The sequence below is a fragment of the Citrobacter sp. Cpo061 genome (assembly GCF_030332845.1).
Classification (GTDB): Bacteria; Pseudomonadota; Gammaproteobacteria; order Enterobacterales; family Enterobacteriaceae; genus Citrobacter; species Citrobacter portucalensis.
Genome location: NZ_JAOWHB010000050.1, coordinates 568610 through 588472 on the forward strand (window position 1 = coordinate 568610; position 19863 = coordinate 588472).

The following is a 19863-nucleotide window of genomic DNA, read 5'->3' on the forward strand; positions in this document are numbered from 1 at the left end:
ATTATTGTGACTTTCTTACGCCAATCCGCTATCTTGTTTAGCATATAAAACAAAACCAACCGAATATGGCGTGCGTCACGCTTTTAATCGGTTATTTCGTTAAGCCAGTAAAACGAGAAAGCAAGATGAGCGTGATGTTTGATCCAGAAGCAGCAATTTATCCGTTTCCGCCGAAGCCAGCCCCGCTGAGTGTGGATGAAAAGCAATTTTATCGTGAAAAAATCAAGCGCCTGCTGAAAGAGCGTGATGCCGTTATGGTCGCGCACTATTACACCGATCCCGAAATTCAGCAGTTGGCCGAAGAGACCGGTGGTTGTATTTCTGATTCTCTGGAGATGGCGCGTTTCGGCTCAAAACATTCTGCCTCTACGCTGTTGGTTGCAGGCGTGAGGTTTATGGGGGAAACCGCCAAAATCCTCAGCCCGGAAAAGACCATCCTGATGCCGACCCTACAGGCGGAATGCTCATTAGATCTGGGCTGTCCGATTGATGCGTTCAGCGCGTTTTGCGATGCGCACCCCGATCGTACCGTGGTGGTTTACGCCAATACCTCAGCCGCCGTTAAAGCACGTGCGGACTGGGTCGTCACATCCAGTATCGCGGTAGAACTTATTGAGCATCTTGATAGTTTAGGTGAAAAAATCATCTGGGCTCCGGACAGACATCTGGGCAACTACGTCCAAAAACAGACCGGTGCAGATGTTATTTGTTGGCAGGGGGCCTGTATCGTCCACGACGAATTTAAAACTCAGGCTTTAACACGCATGAAGGGGCTTTACCCTGATGCAGCGGTGTTGGTGCACCCGGAGTCCCCTCAGTCTATCGTTGATATGGCCGATGCGGTTGGCTCAACCAGCCAGTTAATCAACGCCGCTAAATCGTTACCGCATCAACAGCTGATTGTGGCGACTGACCGGGGCATATTTTACAAAATGCAGCAGGCCGTTCCGGATAAAGAATTGCTTGAAGCGCCGACGGCTGGTGAGGGGGCAACCTGCCGCAGCTGTGCGCATTGTCCGTGGATGGCGATGAACGGCCTCAAGGCGATTGCTGAGGGCCTGGAACAAGGCGGAGCGGCTCATGAGATACATGTTGATGCTGCGCTGCGAGAAGGGGCGTTGTTGCCGTTAAACCGCATGTTGGAATTTGCGGCTACACTTCGAGCTTAATTAATTTTTTTGCTCTGGGGGAAAAGATGGACTTTTTTAGCACGCAGAACATTCTGGTACATATTCCGATTGGCGCTGGCGGTTACGATCTGTCGTGGATCGAAGCTGTGGGGACGATCGCCGGGTTGCTGTGTATTGGCCTGGCGAGCCTTGAGAAAATCAGCAATTACTTCTTCGGCCTGATAAACGTCACGCTGTTTGCGATTATCTTCTTTCAGATCCAGCTCTATGCAAGCCTGTTGCTGCAAGTTTTCTTCTTTGCCGCCAACATCTACGGCTGGTATGCGTGGTCCAGGCAAACCAACCAGCATGAAGCGGAACTGAAAATTCGCTGGCTGCCGTTACCAAAAGCGATCGGCTGGCTGGCGGCTTGCGTGGTGGCGATCGGCCTGATGTCGGTCTATATCGATCCGGTCTTTGCGTTCCTGACCCGCATTGCGGTGAACATTATGCAGGCATTAGGATTGCAGGTTGTTGTGCCTGAGTTGCAACCCGATGCATTCCCGTTCTGGGACTCCTGCATGATGGTGTTGTCGATTGCGGCGATGATCCTGATGACGCGTAAGTACGTTGAAAACTGGCTGCTGTGGGTGATCATTAACGTAATAAGCGTAGTGATTTTCGCCCTGCAAGGCGTATATGCCATGTCGCTGGAATATGTGATCCTGACGGTTATCGCCCTGAACGGTAGCAGAATGTGGATTAACAGCGCGCGCGAGCGGGGTTCCCACGCGCTGTCCCATTAATGGTGATGGTGTGAATGGCCGGATACCCCCTGATACAGGTGGCAGTCCGGCCCATTACACGGCTGATACTCCATCTGGATCGTGGCGTGTTCAATCTGGTAGTGATGGATAAGGAAATGCTGAATACGCTCCAACAGCGCGTCGTGATCGTGCGGCGGGACCACCTGCACATGCAGCGTCATTACCGGTTTTTCACCCACCATCCAGACATGGACATGGTGCACATTGCGGACTTCGGGGATATCCCGGCTGAGATGGCGCTGTAGTGCGGCGATATCCAGCGTCAGCGGGGCGCCTTCCAGTAATTCATTAACGCTATCCTTTAACAGTCGCCAGGCGCTACGCAGTACCAGCACGGAAACCAGAATCGAGAGAATCGGGTCCGCAGGCGTCCAGCCCGTCCAGATAATAATCAGCGCAGCGATGATCGCCCCGACCGAGCCGAGTAAATCGCCCATCACATGTAGTGCCGCGGCGCGGACGTTCAGGTTTTTCTCCTCACTGCCGCGGTGTAGAACCCAAAAAGCCAGCACGTTAGCCAGTAAACCCGCGACAGCTATAACCATCATCATGCCGCCAGCCACGGGGCGGGGCGTATGGAAGCGCTCAATGGCTTCCCAGACGATTAAAATGGTGATCACGACCAATGCGATGGCGTTAACAAACGCGGCCAGTGTCGTGAGCCTCAGCCAGCCGAAGGTGTGTCGTATTGTGGGCGGGCGATGGGAAAACCGGACGGCCAGCAGCGCAAAAAGGAGCGCTGCGGCATCAGTGAGCATATGCCCGGCATCGGCCAACAAGGCCAGTGAACCTGAAAGTATGCCACCCACCACTTCAACCAACATAAATCCGGCTGTAATGCAGAATGCAAACATCAAGCGGCGGGCATTATTGTCCTTGGGTTGCTCAGAAGAAGTATGAGTATGCGAGTGCGCCATTATGCCATCCCTTTGTTATTCTCATCTTTACTGTATGCCATCATACCGTTTTTGGGATGATAAAATTAAAAAGGAGAGCTATTGCTCTCCCATTATTAGCTTTATTTTCAGCGTTACTGCGTAGTGCCATCAGTTTTTGTCTCAGCATCATTGTTAATGCCGTTTCCGGTCTCAACCTTCTTATTCACATCAGGGCAGCGACCGTCCTTACACATTGTGTTTTTGTGCATCTCGTCTTTGGTCATCCCTTCATGGTTCATTGATGAACCGTTCGGGTGCAGCATTGTGCCACCCGAATTCACGTTACTGTTGTCGACATTATTTGGTGCCACGTTTTCGCGTGCGTCTGGGGCGACCTGACCGGCATCCGCCGAGGAATTTGCCTGGCCGTTATTGGACTGCGTATTGGTTTCAGCTGCCAGCGCCGCGCCGCTGGCGAGGCTGAGTGTAGCGGTAAGAAAGAGTGAAGCCAGCTTTGTCATATGCATAATATGCTCCTGTTATGGTCGATATGTCGGATAACGTCTTCCAACAGTGCATGTGCCAGTTACATCATCAATATGTGGTTAATAGTTTTGCCAGAGAAATTAAACCCAGCATAGAATCTTGAAATTTATGAAAATTAAAGCTGTTACAGTTATAAATTGTAGGTTGGATCTCGTTTTTCGCTACTTTATTGCGTTTTTTTGGCCAATTCCAGGATTAATCCGTCCAAAGTGTAAAACCCCGTTTACACTTTATGACTGAAGATATAGATTGGAGGGATTGCATTCATTTATATAAGTATGGCAACGCTGGAATAATCATGAATTATCAGAACGACGATTTACGCATTAAAGAGATCAACGAGTTATTACCGCCAGTCGCATTGTTGGAAAAATTCCCCGCTACTGAAAATGCCGCAAACACGGTGGCTCATGCCCGTAAGGCGATTCATAAAATCCTGAAAGGGAGTGACGATCGCCTGTTGGTAGTGATTGGGCCTTGCTCTATTCATGATCCGGCAGCCGCCAAAGAGTATGCCGCTCGCCTGCTGGCACTGCGTGAAGAGTTAAAAGACGAGCTTGAAATCGTTATGCGCGTCTATTTTGAAAAACCGCGAACTACCGTTGGCTGGAAAGGGCTTATCAACGATCCGCACATGGACAACAGCTTCCAGATCAACGATGGGCTGCGCATTGCGCGTAAACTGCTGCTGGATATCAATGACAGCGGATTGCCTGCTGCGGGGGAATTCCTCGATATGATTACGCCGCAATACCTCGCCGACCTGATGAGCTGGGGCGCGATTGGGGCACGTACCACAGAATCTCAGGTGCACCGCGAATTGGCGTCTGGTCTGTCCTGCCCGGTTGGCTTTAAAAACGGTACTGATGGCACGATAAAAGTAGCGATTGATGCGATTAACGCCGCAGGAGCGCCGCACTGCTTCCTGTCTGTGACCAAATGGGGTCATTCGGCGATCGTAAATACCAGTGGTAATGGCGATTGCCATATTATTTTGCGCGGCGGCAAAGAGCCGAACTACAGCGCTCAGCACGTTGCCGATGTGAAAGAAGGTCTGATCAAAGCAGGGCTTTCAGCGCAGGTGATGATCGACTTTAGCCATGCCAACTCCAGCAAGCAGTTCAAAAAGCAGATGGATGTCGCGAAAGATGTTTGCGGACAAGTTGCTGGGGGCGAAAAAGCAATTATTGGTGTGATGATCGAAAGCCATCTGGTAGAAGGTAATCAGAACCCGGATAGCGGTGAGCCGCTGACCTACGGTAAGAGCATCACCGACGCCTGCATTGGCTGGGAAGATACCGATGCAGTATTGCGCCAGCTGGCGGATGCTGTAAAAGCGCGCCGCGGTTAAAAAATTCATCCTGGCTACGCTCGGTAGGCCGGATAAGACAACGCCGTCATCCGGCAATAAAAAAGCGTGGAGCATTCCACGCTTTTCTCGTTTGACCCAAGATGAAAATTACTTCGCTTTACCCTGGTTCGCAACGGCTGCCGCTTTTGCTGCGATCTCGTCAGCATTACCCAGATAGTAGTGTTTGATTGGTTTGAAGTTTTCGTCGAACTCATATACCAGCGGTACGCCGGTCGGGATGTTCAGTTCAAGGATCTCATCTTCGCCCATGTTATCCAGATATTTAACCAGCGCACGCAGAGAGTTACCGTGAGCGGCGATAATTACGCGCTCACCGCTTTTCATGCGCGGCAGAATGGTTTCGTTCCAGTAGGGGATAACGCGATCGATGGTCAGCGCCAGGCTTTCGGTAACCGGTAACTCTTTGTCGGTCAATTTCGCATAACGCGGATCGTGACCCGGATAACGCTCGTCATCTTTGGTCAGTTCCGGTGGTGTTACCGCAAAGCCGCGACGCCATTGCTTAACCTGCTCGTCACCGTATTTTTCAGCGGTTTCAGCTTTGTTCAGACCTTGCAGCGCGCCGTAATGACGTTCGTTCAGTTTCCAGGATTTTTCAACCGGCAGCCAGGCCTGATCCAGTTCGTCCAGTACGTTCCACAGGGTGTGGATGGCACGTTTCAGCACAGAGGTATAAGCAAAATCGAAGCTGTAGCCTTCTTCTTTCAGCAGTTTACCTGCCGCTTTTGCTTCGCCCACGCCTTTCTCTGACAGATCAACGTCATACCAACCGGTAAAACGGTTTTCGTTGTTCCACTGACTTTCACCGTGACGTACCAGAACCAGCTTAGTTACAGCCATACACTCACTCCTATAAATCATATTGAATGATAATAATTCTCATTATATTGCCGTAAAGCGTCAGCGGCAATGCTTACGCATAACCATAGCGAAAATAGCGCCACAGTGTAAGGTTCTTGTGAATTCAAGGTTGCGATTTTGTCTTTGAGTGGTGGGGATTTGAGCGGTTCTACTGTGATAAACAAATAACAGGCCCGCTACGTTACGTCGTCGGGCCTGTGAGGGGAAAGGATCAGACTGGAATAAACTGATATTCCGTCACGCTGGCATACTCTTCACCCGGGCGTAAGAAGCAGTCCGGCTGCTGCCACTCTGGATGGTTCGGGCTGTCCGGGAGAAACTCACTTTCCAGCGCCAGACCTTGCCAGTCTTCGTAGGCGTCTGGTCCGCGAGATGGTGTACCGCCGAGGAAGTTGCCGGAGTAAAACTGCAATGCCGGGGCGGAGGTGTATACCACCATCTGCAGTTTTTCATCCTGGGACCACAGTCGGGCGACCGGCGTACGCGCATTGCCCTGTGCCTGAAGCAGGAAGGCGTGATCGTAACCTTTTACCTTGCGCTGATCGTCATCGGCAAGAAATTCACTGCTGATGATTTTAGGCGTGCGGAAATCGAAAGTGCTACCAGCGACGGATTTCAGCCCGTCATGCGGGATGCCCATTTCGTCCACCGGCAAGTACTCGTCCGCCATAATTTGCAGCTTATGCTGGCGCACATCCGTTTTGTCACCGTCGAGGTTAAAATAAACGTGATTCGTCAGATTCACCGGACAGGGCTTATCGACCGTGGCGCGGTAGGTTATCGAAATACGATTATCGTCAGTCAGGCGATACTGCGCGGTGGCGCAAAGATTACCAGGGAAACCCTGGTCGCCATCGTCAGATGTTAAGGCGAACAGCACCTGACGGTCATTCTGATTGACTATCTGCCAGCGGCGTTTGTCGAAACTGTCTGGCCCGCCGTGCAGCTGGTTGTTGCCCTGACTTGGTACCAACTCAACGGTTTCGCCGGCAAAGGTATAGCGGCTGTTGGCGATACGGTTAGCGTAGCGACCAACTGAAGCGCCCAGAAACGCAGCCTGCTCCGGGTATTGTTCCGGACTGGCGCACCCGAGCAATGCTTCACGCACGCTACCATCGCTAAGCGGAATACGCGCAGAGAGCAGCGTCGCGCCCCAGTCCATGAGCGTGACGACCATCCCTGCGTCATTGCGCAGGGTGAGCAGGCGAAACGGCTGACCGTCCGGAGCCTGCACAGGGATTTCGCTTAACATTGTCCTGCTCCTTGTGAAGGTTTGCAGACGTAGAATGTTTCTTTGATACCGGTTTTTGCTTCGTATTGTTCCGCGACGGCCTGCTGTACGGCAGGCACCAAATCTTGCGGGATCAGCGCCACGATGCAGCCGCCGAAGCCGCCGCCGGTCATACGGACACCGCCTTTATCGCCGATGGTTGCTTTGACAATCTCGACCAGCGTATCAATTTGCGGCACGGTAATTTCAAAGTCATCGCGCATTGAGGCGTGAGATTCCGCCATCAGTTGGCCCATGCGCAGCAGGTCGCCTTTTTCCAGCGCCTGAGCGGCTTCAACGGTACGCGCATTTTCCGTGATCACGTGGCGAACGCGTTTGGCGACAATCGGATCCAGTTCGTGGGCGACGGCGTTAAACGCTTCAAGGCTGACATCACGCAGCGCTGGCTGCTGGAAGAAACGCGCGCCGGTTTCACACTGTTCGCGACGGGTATTGTATTCGCTACCGACCAATGTGCGTTTAAAGTTACTGTTGATGATCACCACCGCTACGCCCTCAGGCATGGAAACGGCTTTGGTGCCCAGCGTTCGGCAGTCGATCAGTAGCGCATGATCTTTCTTACCAAGTGCCGAGATCAGTTGATCCATAATGCCGCAGTTACAGCCGACAAACTGGTTTTCAGCTTCCTGGCCATTCAGGGCAATCTGCGCGCCGTCGAGCGGCAGATGATAGAGCTGCTGGAATACCGTACCCACAGCGACTTCCAGTGAGGCAGAAGAGCTTAAGCCCGCACCCTGCGGGACGTTACCGCTGATCACCAGATCCGCGCCGCCAAAGGCGTTATTGCGCTTTTGCAGATGTTTCACTACGCCACGCACGTAGTTTGACCACTGCTGGCTGTCATGAGCGATAATTGGCGCATCAAGCGAGAACTCATCAACCTGATTGTCGTAATCAGCGGCGATCACACGGACTTTTCGATCGTCGCGTGCCGCACAGCTGATAACGGTTTGATAGTCGATAGCGCAGGGCAGAACGAAGCCGTCGTTATAATCGGTATGTTCACCGATCAGGTTCACACGACCCGGTGCCTGAATAGTATGGGTGGCAGGGTAGCCAAATGTTTCAGCAAACAGAGATTGTGTTTTTTCTTTCAGACTCATTATTTAAACTCCGGATTCGCGAAAATGGATGTCGCTGACCGCACGCAGTCGTTCAGCCGCTTGTTCTGCCGTCAGGTCGCGCTGGGTTTCTGCCAGCATTTCATAACCGACCATAAATTTACGCACAGTCGCGGAACGCAGCAGCGGCGGGTAAAAGTGTGCGTGCAACTGCCAGTGTTGGTTTTCTTCACCGTTAAACGGTGCGCCGTGCCAGCCCATAGAATAGGGGAATGAGCACTGGAACAGGTTGTCATAACGACTGGTCAGTTTTTTCAACGCCAGCGCCAGGTCAGCACGCTGTTCGTCGGTCAAATCGGTAATTCGCAACACGTGCGCTTTCGGCAGCAGCAGCGTTTCGAACGGCCACGCGGCCCAGTAAGGTACTACCGCTAGCCAGTGCTCGGTTTCTACGACCGTACGGCTGCCGTCCGCCAGCTCACGCTGGACGTAATCAACGAGCATCGGCGCGCCTTGTTCGGCGAAGTACGCTTTCTGCAGGCGATCTTCACGTTCGGCTTCGTTAGGCAAAAAGCTGTTGGCCCAAATTTGTCCGTGTGGGTGCGGGTTTGAGCACCCCATCGCTGCGCCTTTATTCTCAAATACCTGCACCCAGGGATAGGTTTTGCCTAAGTCTTCAGTCTGTTCCTGCCACGTTTTCACAATTTCTGTTAGCGCAGGGACGCTGAGTTCCGGCAGCGTTTTGCTGTGATCGGGCGAGAAGCAAATTACACGGCTGGTACCGCGCGCGCTCTGGCATCGCATTAACGGATCGTGACTGTCCGGCGCGTCCGGGGTATCGGACATCAGCGCCGCAAAGTCATTGGTAAAGACATAGGTCCCGGTGTAATCCGGGTTTTTGTCGCCGGTAACGCGCGTATTGCCAGCGCACAGGAAGCAGTCCGGGTCATGTGCAGGCAGTACCTGCTTAGACGGAGTTTCCTGCGCCCCTTGCCACGGGCGTTTGGCGCGATGTGGTGATACGAGGATCCACTGCCCGGTGAGCGGGTTAAAACGGCGATGTGGATGATCGACAGGATTGAATTGCGTCATGATTGGTCCTTAATCCGAATATCCCTGCGGGTGGCGTGACTGCCAGTGCCAGGTATCTTGTGCCATTTCATCCAGTGTGCGGGTCACGCGCCAGTTGAGCTCGCGATCGGCTTTGCTGGCGTCAGCCCAGTAGGCCGGAAGATCGCCATCACGGCGCGGGGCGAAATGGTAATTCACCGGTTTACCGCAAGCTTTGCTGAAGGCGTTGACCACGTCCAGCACGCTGCTGCCGATGCCTGCACCGAGGTTGTAAATATGTACGCCCTGTTTGCCCGCCAGTTTTTCCATGGCAGCAACATGGCCGTCGGCGAGATCCATCACGTGGATGTAGTCGCGTACGCCGGTGCCATCTTCAGTAGGGTAGTCATTGCCAAATATGGCAAGAGATTCGCGACGGCCAACGGCAACCTGCGCGATGTAAGGCATCAGGTTGTTTGGAATACCTTGCGGATCTTCCCCCATATCTCCCGATGGATGAGCGCCAACCGGGTTAAAGTAGCGCAGCAGGGCAATGCTCCAGTCGGGCTGTGCTTTTTGCAGATCGGTCAGGATCTGTTCCACCATCAGCTTGCTTTTGCCGTACGGACTTTGCGGCGTGCCGGTGGGGAAGCTTTCAACGTAAGGAATTTGCGGCTGATCGCCATAGACGGTCGCGGAGGAGCTGAAAATGAAGTTTTTCACGTTGGCAGCGCGCATTGCATTCACCAGACGCAGAGTGCCGTTGACGTTGTTGTCATAGTACTCCAGCGGCTTGGCAACGGATTCTCCAACGGCTTTTAAACCGGCAAAATGGATGACCGTATCAATGGCATGATCGTGCAGAATTTCGGTTATCAGCGCTTCGTTACGGATGTCTCCTTCCACGAAGGTCGGATGCTTGCCGCCTAAACGCTCAATGACGGGCAGTACGCTACGCTTGCTGTTGCAGAGATTATCCAGGATCACCACTTCGTGACCGTTTTTCAGCAACTGCACGCAAGTGTGGCTTCCAATGTAACCGCTACCACCTGTAACCAATACTCTCATAATTCGCTCCGTTAAGCCTATGGTATGCAATAACCATAGCATAACAAAGATGCGAAAAGTGTGACACGGAATAAATTAGTGGAATCGTTTACACTCCGGTGTTTTCACTCGATGCTGCCAGTTACTTTATTATAAATCATTATGTTAGGTTGTTATTTCAGCACTTGTCTGAAAAAAAAGCAGAAAAAAGGGCGTGATAAACGCCCTGGCATGAAAATTAACGCAGAGAGGTTTGTCGATAGGCGTAGATATCACCCTCGGGTACAAACTCTAGCCGATGGGTAATGCAGGCAGTGGCATCTTCGGCGTGATGAGAGACAAACAAAAGCTGAGTTTCACCTTCACCGATCAGGACATCCACAAACCGACGGATCAGTTGACGGTTGAGCGGATCTAATCCTTGCAACGGTTCATCGAGGATCAGCAACGTAGGATGTTTCACCAGTGCACGAACAATCAATGCCAGCCGCTGCTGCCCCCAGGAAAGACTATGAAATGGTGCATCCGCGGTATGTTTATCGATGCCCAGAATATCCAGCCACTGTTGTACCAGCTTGTGCTGCCTGTCGGAGACGGCCTGATAAATGCCGATTGAATCGAAATAACCGGAGAGAATAACGTTGCGAACTGTCGTGCTTACCCGGTAATCCAGATGCAGGCTGCTGCTGACATAGCCAATATGTTTTTTGATATCCCAGATAGTTTCACCGCTGCCCCGGCGGCGGCCAAACAGGGTCAGGTCGTTGCTATATCCTTGGGGATGATCGCCGGTGATTAAACTGAGCAGGGTTGATTTCCCCGCACCGTTGGGGCCGATGATTTGCCAGTGTTCCCCCGGATTTACCCGCCAGCTCAGATGATGCAGGATAGGGCGATCGTTATACGAGACGGTGCCGTCGTTAAGCACAATGCGCGGCTCGTTATCTGACAGCGTGTGGCGCACAGAAGGCTCATCCGGTTCGGGTAACTGGATGCCTTCCAGCCGTTCGCTATGGGCAAGCTGAGCGATTAATGCCTGTTGCAGAAGGTCGGGTTTTGCACCGGTTTCCGTCAGCGTGCAGTCGGCAAGTACTCCAGCAAACTGCACGAATTCGGGAATTTCATCAAAGCGATTAAGCACCAGTACCAACGTTAAACCGCCCTGGTGCAACTCAGCGAGCAACTCTGCTAACTGGCGACGGGACGCCACGTCCAGCCCGTCAAAAGGTTCATCAAGGATCAGCAAATCCGGTGTGGACATTAATGCCTGGCAGAGCAGGGTTTTGCGCGTTTCACCGGTGGAAAGGTATTTGAAACGCCTGTTAAGTAGGGATGAAATGCCAAACTGCTGCGCCAGCGCAGCGCAGCGGGCGGGGTCGTGAACTTCGTCCTGAATGATTTCTGCGGTAGTGCGCCCGGTGTCGTCTTCACCGGGACTAAGAAGATCGGTGTTGTTTCGCTGCCACTCGTCGCTGACCAGCTTTTGGAGCTGCTCAAAGGAGAGTCGGGTAATACGTGTGAACTGGCTGCGGCGTTCGCCTTTCAGGAGCGGCAACTCGCCCGCCAGCGCGCGGGCCAGCGCAGATTTCCCGCTGCCGTTAGAGCCAACAAACGCCCAGCTATCGCCCGCGTTTAACGTCAACGCATCTAACTGGAGCGTTTTTGTGTCGCTAAGACGAAACGTGCCTTGCGAAATTTGCAACGATGACATTTTGTATCCCATTATTTGCAGCGATGAATAACAGGGATACGTGTTCTTCAGGCTGATGTCAATTAACTCAGCACAGTGTGGCGATAATCACCCTGTCCGCATTAAAATATGCTGTGACGTTAGCGCCTTCCGTTAATGTGTGGGTCTGCTCTATCGGCAAAGTCGCGCACAGCGTCTGGCCGTCTGGCAAGGTCATCAATACTTCACACTGCTCCGCTCCGCGTTCGATATGGCTAATCGTGCCCTGCAACTGGTTATCGGCGGCCTGAGCGATCGCGTCGTCCTGAGTGATTCCTACCCACGGCGCTTTCAACAGAATCAGTACTTCTTTGCCTTCCTCAAGCCCGAGACGCTCGCCGCTTTGTGCAGTGATTGCCACTTTCAGGCGCGTTTCGCCATCCGCCAGCAGCACGTCGACATGCTGTTGAACCTGATCGTGGTCGCGGGCGGTAATGGTGCCAAACCACTGGTTACGGGCGCTGGTTTGCAGCGAAAAGCGAGAGATCGCCGCCAGCAGGCTATTGAGCGGCAGTGCGTCGTCATCGCTCAAAACATCGAAGGCTTTCTGTTGGATTTGCGCTAATAAATCATACAGCTGGATTAAGCGTTGGCCGTAGCGCGTTAATACCGCGCCGCCGCCGCCTTTGCCGCCAGTGGCGCGCTCAACCAGCGTCTGCTCGCTGAGCTGATTCATTTCGTTAATCGCATCCCAGGCGCTTTTATAGCTGATACCTGCATCCTTCGCGCCCTGACTGATGGAGCCGGAAAGCGCAATGTGCTTAAGCAGAGAAATGCGGCGGGGATCGGCAAACAGTTTTTGCTGAAGTTTCAGCGTAAGAAGGATTTCGGCCTGCATCACAAGCTCCTGGCAAAAGGGGTATTGTGACGGAAAACCGCGCGCGCGCAAAGCCAACCGCACAAAAGGGGAGTGCTTTTCTGTGTTATGTGGTTAGAATACAACTAAGGACTATATCTGGAGTTGACCATGTTAGAGTTATTGAAAAGTCTGGTATTCGCCGTAATTATGGTTCCTGTGGTGATGGCTGTCATCCTGGGGCTGATTTACGGACTGGGTGAAGTGTTCAACATTTTCTCCGGTATCGGTCAGAAAGACCAGTCCAGACAGAATCATTGATTCCCCAAACGCCCGCTCAGTCGGGCGTTTATATTTTTTGCCTGCCAACTCGTTTTCTCAAGATCTTGCTTTCCCTGCCGATATTTTCTTTGCGTAACCTCTAATTGGTATCAATAACCACTGGGAAAATCCTGGTTTACTCGTTATATTTGCGCCTACATAACGAAACGCAAAGGAGTTACAGATGGCACGTACATGGTTACGCTTGTTTGCAGGGGCAACACTTTCTCTTACCGTTGCCGGGCATGCGCTGGCGGATGAAGGAAAGATTACCGTTTTTGCAGCGGCTTCGCTGACCAACGCGATGCAGGACATTGCAACGCAATATAAAAAAGAGAAGAACGTTGATGTTGTCTCCTCTTTTGCTTCTTCTTCCACGCTGGCGCGTCAGATTGAAGCAGGCGCACCGGCCGATCTGTTTATTTCTGCCGATCAGAAATGGATGGACTACGCGGTAGACAAGAAGTCGATTGATACCGCATCGCGTGAAACGCTGTTGGGTAACAGTCTGGTGGTGGTTGCGCCGAAAGCCAGCGCGCAGAAAGACTTCACCATTGACAGCAAAACCAACTGGACCAGTCTGTTGAATGGTGGACGCCTGGCTGTTGGCGATCCAGAACATGTTCCGGCGGGCATTTATGCCAAAGAAGCGCTGCAAAAATTGGGTGCATGGGATACCCTGGCCCCGAAACTGGCTCCTGCTGAAGACGTGCGCGGTGCGCTGGCGCTGGTAGAGCGTAACGAAGCGCCGCTGGGGATCGTCTATGGTTCCGATGCTGTCGCCAGTAAGGGCGTAAAAGTTGTTGCGACTTTCCCGGAAGATTCGCACAAAAAAGTGGAATACCCTATCGCGATTGTTGATGGGCACAAAAACGCAACGGTTAGCGCGTTCTATGATTACCTGAAAGGACCGCAGGCTGCTGAAATCTTTAAACGTTATGGATTTACGACCAAGTAATGATACTGACCGATCCTGAATGGCAGGCCGTCATCCTGAGCCTGAAAGTTTCTTCCCTGGCTGTATTGTTTAGTTTGCCGTTTGGGATCTTCTTTGCCTGGCTGCTTGTGCGATGCAAGTTCCCGGGCAAAGCGCTGCTCGACAGCGTTCTGCATTTGCCGCTGGTTCTGCCGCCGGTCGTGGTAGGCTATCTGCTGTTGGTCGCCATGGGGCGGCGCGGATTCATTGGCGAATGGTTGTACGACTGGTTTGGCATTACCTTTGCCTTTAGCTGGCGCGGTGCGGTACTGGCTGCAGCGGTGATGTCTTTTCCTCTGATGGTACGGGCAATTCGTCTGGCGCTGGAAGGTGTCGACGTCAAGCTGGAGCAGGCGGCCCGCACGCTGGGAGCCGGACGCTGGCGTGTATTCATGACCATTACGCTACCGCTGATGCTGCCCGGCATTATTGTCGGTACGGTGCTGGCGTTCGCGCGTTCCCTCGGGGAATTCGGCGCAACCATTACTTTTGTTTCCAACATTCCTGGTGAAACCCGCACCATTCCTTCGGCGATGTATACCCTGATCCAGACTCCCGGCGGCGAAAGCGCGGCGGCGAGATTGTGTATCATTTCTATTGTTTTAGCGCTGATTTCGCTGCTGATTTCTGAATGGCTGGCGCGTATTAGCCGTGAGCGGACGGGGCGATAATTATGCTGGAACTCAATTTCTCCCAGACGCTGGGGACGCATTGCCTGACGCTCAACGAAACGCTGCCAGCCAGCGGCATCACCGCTATTTTTGGCGTTTCCGGCGCGGGCAAAACCTCACTGATTAACGCCATCAGCGGCCTGACGCAGCCGCAGTCCGGACGTATCGTGCTCAACGGTCGGGTCTTAAACGACGTCGAGAACGGTATCTGTTTAACGCCGGAAAAACGCCGGGTGGGCTATGTTTTCCAGGATGCGCGCCTGTTCCCGCACTATAAAGTGCGCGGCAACCTGCGTTACGGAATGGCGAAAAGCATGGCCGGACAATTTGATAAGCTGGTGGCGTTGTTGGGCATTGAACCGCTGCTTGACCGTCTGCCTGGCGGTCTTTCTGGCGGTGAAAAGCAGCGTGTCGCCATCGGTCGGGCGCTGCTGACCGCGCCTGAGTTATTGCTGCTTGATGAGCCGTTAGCCTCACTGGATATACCGCGTAAACGCGAACTGCTGCCTTACCTGCAACGCCTTGCACGTGAAATCAATATTCCGATGCTGTATGTCAGCCACTCGCTTGATGAGATTTTGCACCTGGCGGATAAAGTGATGGTGCTGGAGAACGGGCAGGTCAAAGCGTTTGGTTCGCTGGAAGATGTCTGGGGTAGCAGCGTGATGCACCCCTGGCTGCCTAAGGAACAGCAAAGCAGTATTCTGAAAGTCAGCGTGCTGGAACATCATCCACACTATGCGATGACCGCGCTGGCGCTCGGCGATCAGCATCTGTGGGTCAATAAGCTGGAGCAACCGCTGCAAACCGCGCTGCGTATTCGTATTCAGGCCTCTGATGTTTCACTGGTGCTCCAACCCCCCCAGCAGACCAGTATTCGTAACGTTCTCCGGGCAAAAGTCGCGCAATGTTATGACGATAACGGTCAGGTGGAAGTTCAGCTTGAGGTGGGCGGTAAGACGCTGTGGGCGAGGATTAGCCCATGGGCCAGGGATGAACTGGGTATCAAACCTGGCCTGTGGCTGTACGCGCAAATTAAGAGCGTATCGATTACCGCCTGATTACAGCAGGTGGGAGTAGATAAATTTCGCGATGCTGTCTGTGGTGTTGTCACCAATCACGATGTTGGCGCGGGCTTTGACCGCGTCATCCGCGTTGCCCATCGCCACACCGGTACCTGCGGCTTCCAGCATGCTGATATCGTTAAAGTTATCACCAAAGGCAATCACGTTTTCCATTGACCCGCCCTGTGCTTCAATCCACTGGGTAAGGCGTCGTCCTTTGCTGTTGCCTTTACGAGCAATGTCGACCTGATCATGCCAGGACCATTCACACTCCAGTCCCAGCTGTTGCTCAACGTACTGGCCAAACTGCTGCAGTTTCGGAATATCTTCGTCGGTCAGGGCAAATTTCCAGACGGCGTTGACGTCATGTGCGGCCTGCGCCAGCGAAGGAACCTGGGTGAAGGTCGGGCGCTGTTCCGGCGGCAGAGTTTGCGCCCAGTTAGCGGTACGCACCACATGCCCGGTTGGGCGCTCATACAGCATGGCCTCATCCACATACATCAGCCCGTGGATCTGATGTTCATCCAGCATTTCGATCAGCTGTAATGCCTGGTCTACCGGGAGGGGATCGGATTCCAGTACCTTTTTTGCCTGATAATCATACAAGTAGGTACCGTTACAGCAAATTGCAGGTGTATCCAGCGCCAGTGCCTGATAAAAAGGATGAATAGCAACGTGATGGCGACCTGTGACAATGATAAGTTGGTAGCCTGCTTCTCTGGCGCGCGAGAGCGCTTCGAGAGAGGATGGCAGCAAGGTTTTTTTCGGGGTCAACAGGGTACCGTCTAAATCCAGGGCAATCACGCGTGCGGTCATAGTTTTTTCCAGATTAAGGTTGAGAATTTTGTCTGCTGGAATGGTACACCGAGACGGGAGCCGGACAAAATTCTGAGCCTTAATTAAGCATTCACCGTTAAAAGCGTCTACCTTAGGCGTGTGTCAGGCAATTGCAGCCACCTGCCAAAAAGCAAAGGAGTATTCATGAAGCAAACCGTTTATACCGCCAGCCCTGAAAGTCAGCAAATCCACGTCTGGAGCCTGAATCACGATGGTTCTCTGACGCTGACGCAGGTGGTTGATGTACCGGGTCAGGTACAGCCGATGGTCGTCAGCCCGGATAAGCGTTACCTCTATGTTGGTGTGCGCCCGGAGTTTCGCGTGTTGGCTTATCGTATTGCGCCTGATGACGGAGCGCTGACCTTCGCGGCAGAGTCTGCGCTGCCGGGTAGCCCGACGCATATTTCTACCGATCATCAGGGACGTTTCGTGTTCGTAGGCTCTTATAATGCGGGTAGCGTGAGCGTCACGCGTCTGGAAGATGGCCTGCCGGTGGAACTGGTTGACGTGGTAGAAGGTCTGGATGGTTGCCACTCAGCCAACATCTCTCCGGATAACCGTACCCTGTGGGTTCCGGCGTTGAAACAGGATCGTATCTGCCTGTTTGACGTTAGCGATGATGGCCATCTGGTTGCGCAGGAACCAGCTGAAGTGACCACCGTTGAAGGCGCGGGCCCGCGTCATATGGCGTTCCATCCGAATAAGCAATATGCCTACTGCGTGAATGAGCTGAACAGCTCTGTTGATGTCTGGGAGCTGAAAGATCCGTACGGCAAGATTGAGTGTGTGCAGACGCTGGATATGATGCCTGCTGATTTCGCGGATACCCGTTGGGCAGCAGATATTCACATCACACCGGATGGTCGTCATCTGTATGCCTGTGATCGTACCGCCAGCCTGATTACGGTCTTTAGCGTCTCTGAAGATGGCAGCGTGCTGACCAAAGAAGGTTTCCAGCCTACCGAAACTCAGCCGCGCGGTTTTAATATCGATAACAGAGGTAAATACCTGATTGCAGCCGGACAAAAATCGCACCATATCGCGGTATACGAGATTGCTGGCGAACAAGGACTGTTGACGGAGAAAGGTCGTTACGCGGTAGGACAAGGCCCGATGTGGGTGGTTGTTAACGCGTACTAAAACGCCAGGCGTTACAAACGATCCGCAATCTTGTGAAGATTGCGGATTTTTTTGCTTATTTAGCAAACGACATGTTTTCCTGACATTTAGCCACAGATGTCCAAAGGCTATCTGTATCATCTGCCCATAAATTAAGCAGAAGAGAGAAGAAACGTTCAGCGGGAGGGGAGAGGATAGCGTCTTTACGCCGAATAACTCCCAGCGTGCGTCTAATCACAGGCTCAACCAGTGGGATCCCTATCAGCGTTGGATGCGGCGATTGCGGCATTGCTAACCCTGGTAATGCGGAAACACCTAGTCCAGCTTCAACCAGACCCAGCGAAGTGGACAGATGACGAACCTCGTAAAACCAGTTCAACTTCCACGGTTTATCGGACAAATGTTGTTCAATCAATAATCGGTTACCGCTTGAGGAACGAACGCCTATCAGTTTGTAATTCAGCAATTCTTGCCACTCAACCAACTGCTTACTAGCGAGCGGATGATCGCGTCGACAAGCCAGAACAAACGGTTCATTAACCAGTGGAGTGAACTCGATAGAGGAATTTGTGATGTTGTTCATGTTTATTCCAAAATCAGCCTCATTGCAAAGTACGGATTCCATACAATTATTCGTACCTTGTTCAATAATTCGCACTTTGATATTGGGATATCGTTCATTAAATTTTCCAATTGCCAACGGCAAGAAATAGAAAACCGCGGTAGGAATACAGGCTAATGTCACTATGCCGTGATGATGAACATTCATTTCACTGATGTTAAAAATGGTCTCATCCAACGCTCTAATTAATTCTCTGGCTTCAGGTAAAAGCATTGCCCCCGCTTTTGTTAATGTGACTTTGCGAGTTGTTCTTTCAAATAGCTGGGTGTGTAAATACTCTTCCATTTTTTTAATCCTGCGCGTTAATGCAGGTTGCGTAATATTGAGTAACTTGGCGGCATTGTTAAAAGAATCGGACTCTGCCAACGTAACAAATGCCTTCATGCTCGATAACTCGTGTTTCATTTTGACTCCGGACTCAATCAGGGAAGCCCCTGTCTAAGATGAAAGTGTTCAGTGTATCCGCAATTCATAAATTTTAATTAATAAAAATAAATCACTAATCACACAAACAAAGTCATTAGCCACCCTATTCATGACATGCAACCATATATGTAGTGGAAATAATATTGAGAGCATTGTTATGAAAAAAATACCTTGCGTTATGATGCGTGGAGGAACCTCCAGGGGTGCATTTTTATTAGCACAAGATTTACCAGAAGAAGAAAAACAGCGGGATGAAATATTGATCGGGATTATGGGTTCTGGCAATGCGTTGGAAATAGATGGCATTGGCGGTGGCAATCCGTTAACCAGTAAAGTCGCGATTATTAGTCTTTCAAACGACCCCAACGCTGATATCGATTATTTATTTGCTCAGGTACTGGTACATGAGCAACGGGTCGATACCACACCCAACTGTGGCAATATGCTTTCCGCCGTTGGTGCGTTTGCTATTGAAAAGGGGTTGATTGCTGCTTCTACGCCGACCACCCGCGTACGCATTCGCAATGTGAACACCAACACGTTTATCGAAGCTGATATACAGACGCCGCATGGTGTTGTTGAGTATGAAGGAACGGCACGAATTGACGGCGTCCCGGGAACATCGGCCCCTATTGCGTTGACGTTTCTTAATGCCGCAGGTTCTAAAACCGGGCATATTTTTCCGACGGGCCAACACATCGATTATATCAACTCAGTTCCGGTGACCTGTATGGATATGGCGACACCTGTCGTAATTATTCCTGCCGAATACCTTGGGAAAACGGGCTATGAATCAGCGGAAGAACTGGATGCAGACAACGAATTATTGTCGCGCATTGAGTCTATTCGTTTACAGGCCGGTGAAGCTATGGGGCTGGGTGATGTCAGCAATAAGGTTCTCCCAAAACCGATTCTCATCTCTGCACCTCAACACGACGGCGAAATTAATGTTCGTTATTTTATGCCGCACTCTTGCCATAAAGCGCTGGCGATTACCGGGGCGATAGCTATCGCCAGCAGCTGTGTCATTAACGGTACTGTTTCGCGTCAGGTAACGGCGGGGGCGCATTACGGGAATATCACTATCGAACATCCTGGCGGCACTCTTGATATTCATTTAACCAATAAAGGGGATGAACCTGAAACTATCAGAGCTTCGGTTATTCGGACCGCCAGAAAAATATTCGCTGGTGATGTTTTCCTTCCCTGACAGCATTGGCCTCATTTCTCTGCGATCGCAGAAAAACGAAAATACTGTAT

Annotated in this window: 20 protein-coding genes; 9 read left to right on the forward strand and 11 right to left on the reverse strand. The window is 52.0% G+C overall.

What is annotated here, in order from left to right:
* The first annotated feature begins 125 nt into the window (after window positions 1–125).
* Together nadA and pnuC are read left to right on the forward strand one after the other, a co-directional pair.
* Window positions 126–1169, forward strand: a complete 1044-nt coding sequence (gene nadA, locus OGX97_RS17595; protein WP_279850455.1) for a quinolinate synthase NadA — start codon at window positions 126–128, stop codon at window positions 1167–1169.
* 26 nt (window positions 1170–1195) lie between these two features.
* Window positions 1196–1915 carry a nicotinamide riboside transporter PnuC gene (pnuC, locus tag OGX97_RS17600; RefSeq protein WP_003831446.1) on the forward strand — a complete coding sequence of 240 codons (720 nt, stop codon included), beginning with the start codon at window positions 1196–1198 and terminating at the stop codon, window positions 1913–1915.
* Here the strand turns inward: pnuC and zitB are convergent.
* Both zitB and OGX97_RS17610 read right to left on the reverse strand, forming a co-directional pair.
* A complete protein-coding gene (gene zitB / locus OGX97_RS17605; RefSeq protein ID WP_032942740.1) occupies window positions 1912–2853 on the reverse strand; it encodes a CDF family zinc transporter ZitB in 942 nt (313 codons plus the stop codon). The two genes, pnuC and zitB, sit on opposite strands and share 4 nt — an antisense overlap.
* A 113-nt stretch (window positions 2854–2966) precedes the next feature.
* Window positions 2967–3341, reverse strand: a complete 375-nt coding sequence (locus tag OGX97_RS17610; RefSeq protein WP_003022994.1) for a YbgS-like family protein — start codon at window positions 3339–3341, stop codon at window positions 2967–2969.
* Between the two features lie 317 nt (window positions 3342–3658).
* On the opposite strand from OGX97_RS17610, the gene aroG reads away from it, so the two are divergent.
* On the forward strand, window positions 3659–4711 hold the full coding sequence (gene aroG, locus OGX97_RS17615) for a 3-deoxy-7-phosphoheptulonate synthase AroG (protein ID WP_020996538.1): 1053 nt from the start codon (window positions 3659–3661) through the stop codon (window positions 4709–4711).
* 108 nt (window positions 4712–4819) lie between these two features.
* On the opposite strand, the gene gpmA is transcribed toward aroG, so the two are convergent.
* From gpmA to modE, 7 genes are all read right to left on the reverse strand, one after another.
* Window positions 4820–5572 carry a 2,3-diphosphoglycerate-dependent phosphoglycerate mutase gene (gene gpmA, locus OGX97_RS17620; protein ID WP_003022999.1) on the reverse strand — a complete coding sequence of 251 codons (753 nt, stop codon included), beginning with the start codon at window positions 5570–5572 and terminating at the stop codon, window positions 4820–4822.
* Window positions 5573–5804: 232 nt separating this feature from the next.
* On the reverse strand, window positions 5805–6845 hold the full coding sequence (gene galM, locus OGX97_RS17625; RefSeq protein WP_279850456.1) for a galactose-1-epimerase: 1041 nt from the start codon (window positions 6843–6845) through the stop codon (window positions 5805–5807).
* The gene (galK, locus tag OGX97_RS17630; protein WP_032942744.1) at window positions 6839–7987 is read right to left on the reverse strand and encodes a galactokinase; all 1149 of its coding nucleotides are present in this window, start codon (window positions 7985–7987) and stop codon (window positions 6839–6841) included. The genes galM and galK overlap by 7 nt, the downstream gene beginning before the upstream one ends.
* Before the next feature lie 3 nt (window positions 7988–7990).
* Complete coding sequence (gene galT, locus OGX97_RS17635) at window positions 7991–9037, reverse strand: galactose-1-phosphate uridylyltransferase (protein WP_032942745.1); 1047 nt, start codon at window positions 9035–9037, stop codon at window positions 7991–7993.
* 9 nt (window positions 9038–9046) lie between these two features.
* The gene (gene galE / locus OGX97_RS17640) at window positions 9047–10063 is read right to left on the reverse strand and encodes a UDP-glucose 4-epimerase GalE (RefSeq protein WP_003831462.1); all 1017 of its coding nucleotides are present in this window, start codon (window positions 10061–10063) and stop codon (window positions 9047–9049) included.
* 217 nt (window positions 10064–10280) lie between these two features.
* Window positions 10281–11753, reverse strand: a complete 1473-nt coding sequence (modF, locus tag OGX97_RS17645; protein WP_279850457.1) for a molybdate ABC transporter ATP-binding protein ModF — start codon at window positions 11751–11753, stop codon at window positions 10281–10283.
* A 67-nt stretch (window positions 11754–11820) separates the two neighbouring features.
* On the reverse strand, window positions 11821–12609 hold the full coding sequence (modE, locus tag OGX97_RS17650; RefSeq protein WP_003831465.1) for a molybdenum-dependent transcriptional regulator: 789 nt from the start codon (window positions 12607–12609) through the stop codon (window positions 11821–11823).
* A gap of 129 nt (window positions 12610–12738) precedes the next feature.
* Between modE and OGX97_RS17655 the strand changes: the two genes are divergently transcribed.
* From OGX97_RS17655 to modC, 4 genes are all read left to right on the forward strand, one after another.
* The gene (locus OGX97_RS17655; RefSeq protein ID WP_045441137.1) at window positions 12739–12888 is read left to right on the forward strand and encodes an AcrZ family multidrug efflux pump-associated protein; all 150 of its coding nucleotides are present in this window, start codon (window positions 12739–12741) and stop codon (window positions 12886–12888) included.
* A 184-nt stretch (window positions 12889–13072) separates the two neighbouring features.
* Window positions 13073–13846, forward strand: coding sequence for a molybdate ABC transporter substrate-binding protein (gene modA, locus OGX97_RS17660; RefSeq protein ID WP_003831470.1), 774 nt, complete (start codon window positions 13073–13075; stop codon window positions 13844–13846).
* On the forward strand, window positions 13846–14535 hold the full coding sequence (modB, locus tag OGX97_RS17665; protein WP_008784169.1) for a molybdate ABC transporter permease subunit: 690 nt from the start codon (window positions 13846–13848) through the stop codon (window positions 14533–14535). Before modA ends, modB begins: the two co-directional genes overlap by 1 nt.
* Window positions 14536–14537: 2 nt before the next feature.
* A complete protein-coding gene (gene modC, locus OGX97_RS17670; protein WP_003831474.1) occupies window positions 14538–15596 on the forward strand; it encodes a molybdenum ABC transporter ATP-binding protein ModC in 1059 nt (352 codons plus the stop codon).
* On the opposite strand, the gene OGX97_RS17675 is transcribed toward modC, so the two are convergent.
* A complete protein-coding gene (locus tag OGX97_RS17675; RefSeq protein ID WP_003831476.1) occupies window positions 15597–16415 on the reverse strand; it encodes a pyridoxal phosphatase in 819 nt (272 codons plus the stop codon).
* Between the two features lie 165 nt (window positions 16416–16580).
* Between OGX97_RS17675 and pgl the strand changes: the two genes are divergently transcribed.
* Window positions 16581–17576, forward strand: coding sequence for a 6-phosphogluconolactonase (pgl, locus tag OGX97_RS17680; RefSeq protein ID WP_020996535.1), 996 nt, complete (start codon window positions 16581–16583; stop codon window positions 17574–17576).
* Window positions 17577–17631: 55 nt separating this feature from the next.
* On the opposite strand, the gene OGX97_RS17685 is transcribed toward pgl, so the two are convergent.
* Complete coding sequence (locus tag OGX97_RS17685; protein WP_279850458.1) at window positions 17632–18582, reverse strand: LysR family transcriptional regulator; 951 nt, start codon at window positions 18580–18582, stop codon at window positions 17632–17634.
* A 178-nt stretch (window positions 18583–18760) separates the two neighbouring features.
* Here OGX97_RS17685 and OGX97_RS17690 point away from each other — a divergent pair, with 178 nt between their 5' ends.
* Complete coding sequence (locus OGX97_RS17690; protein ID WP_048226050.1) at window positions 18761–19813, forward strand: 4-oxalomesaconate tautomerase; 1053 nt, start codon at window positions 18761–18763, stop codon at window positions 19811–19813.
* The last annotated feature ends 50 nt before the right edge of the window (window positions 19814–19863 follow it).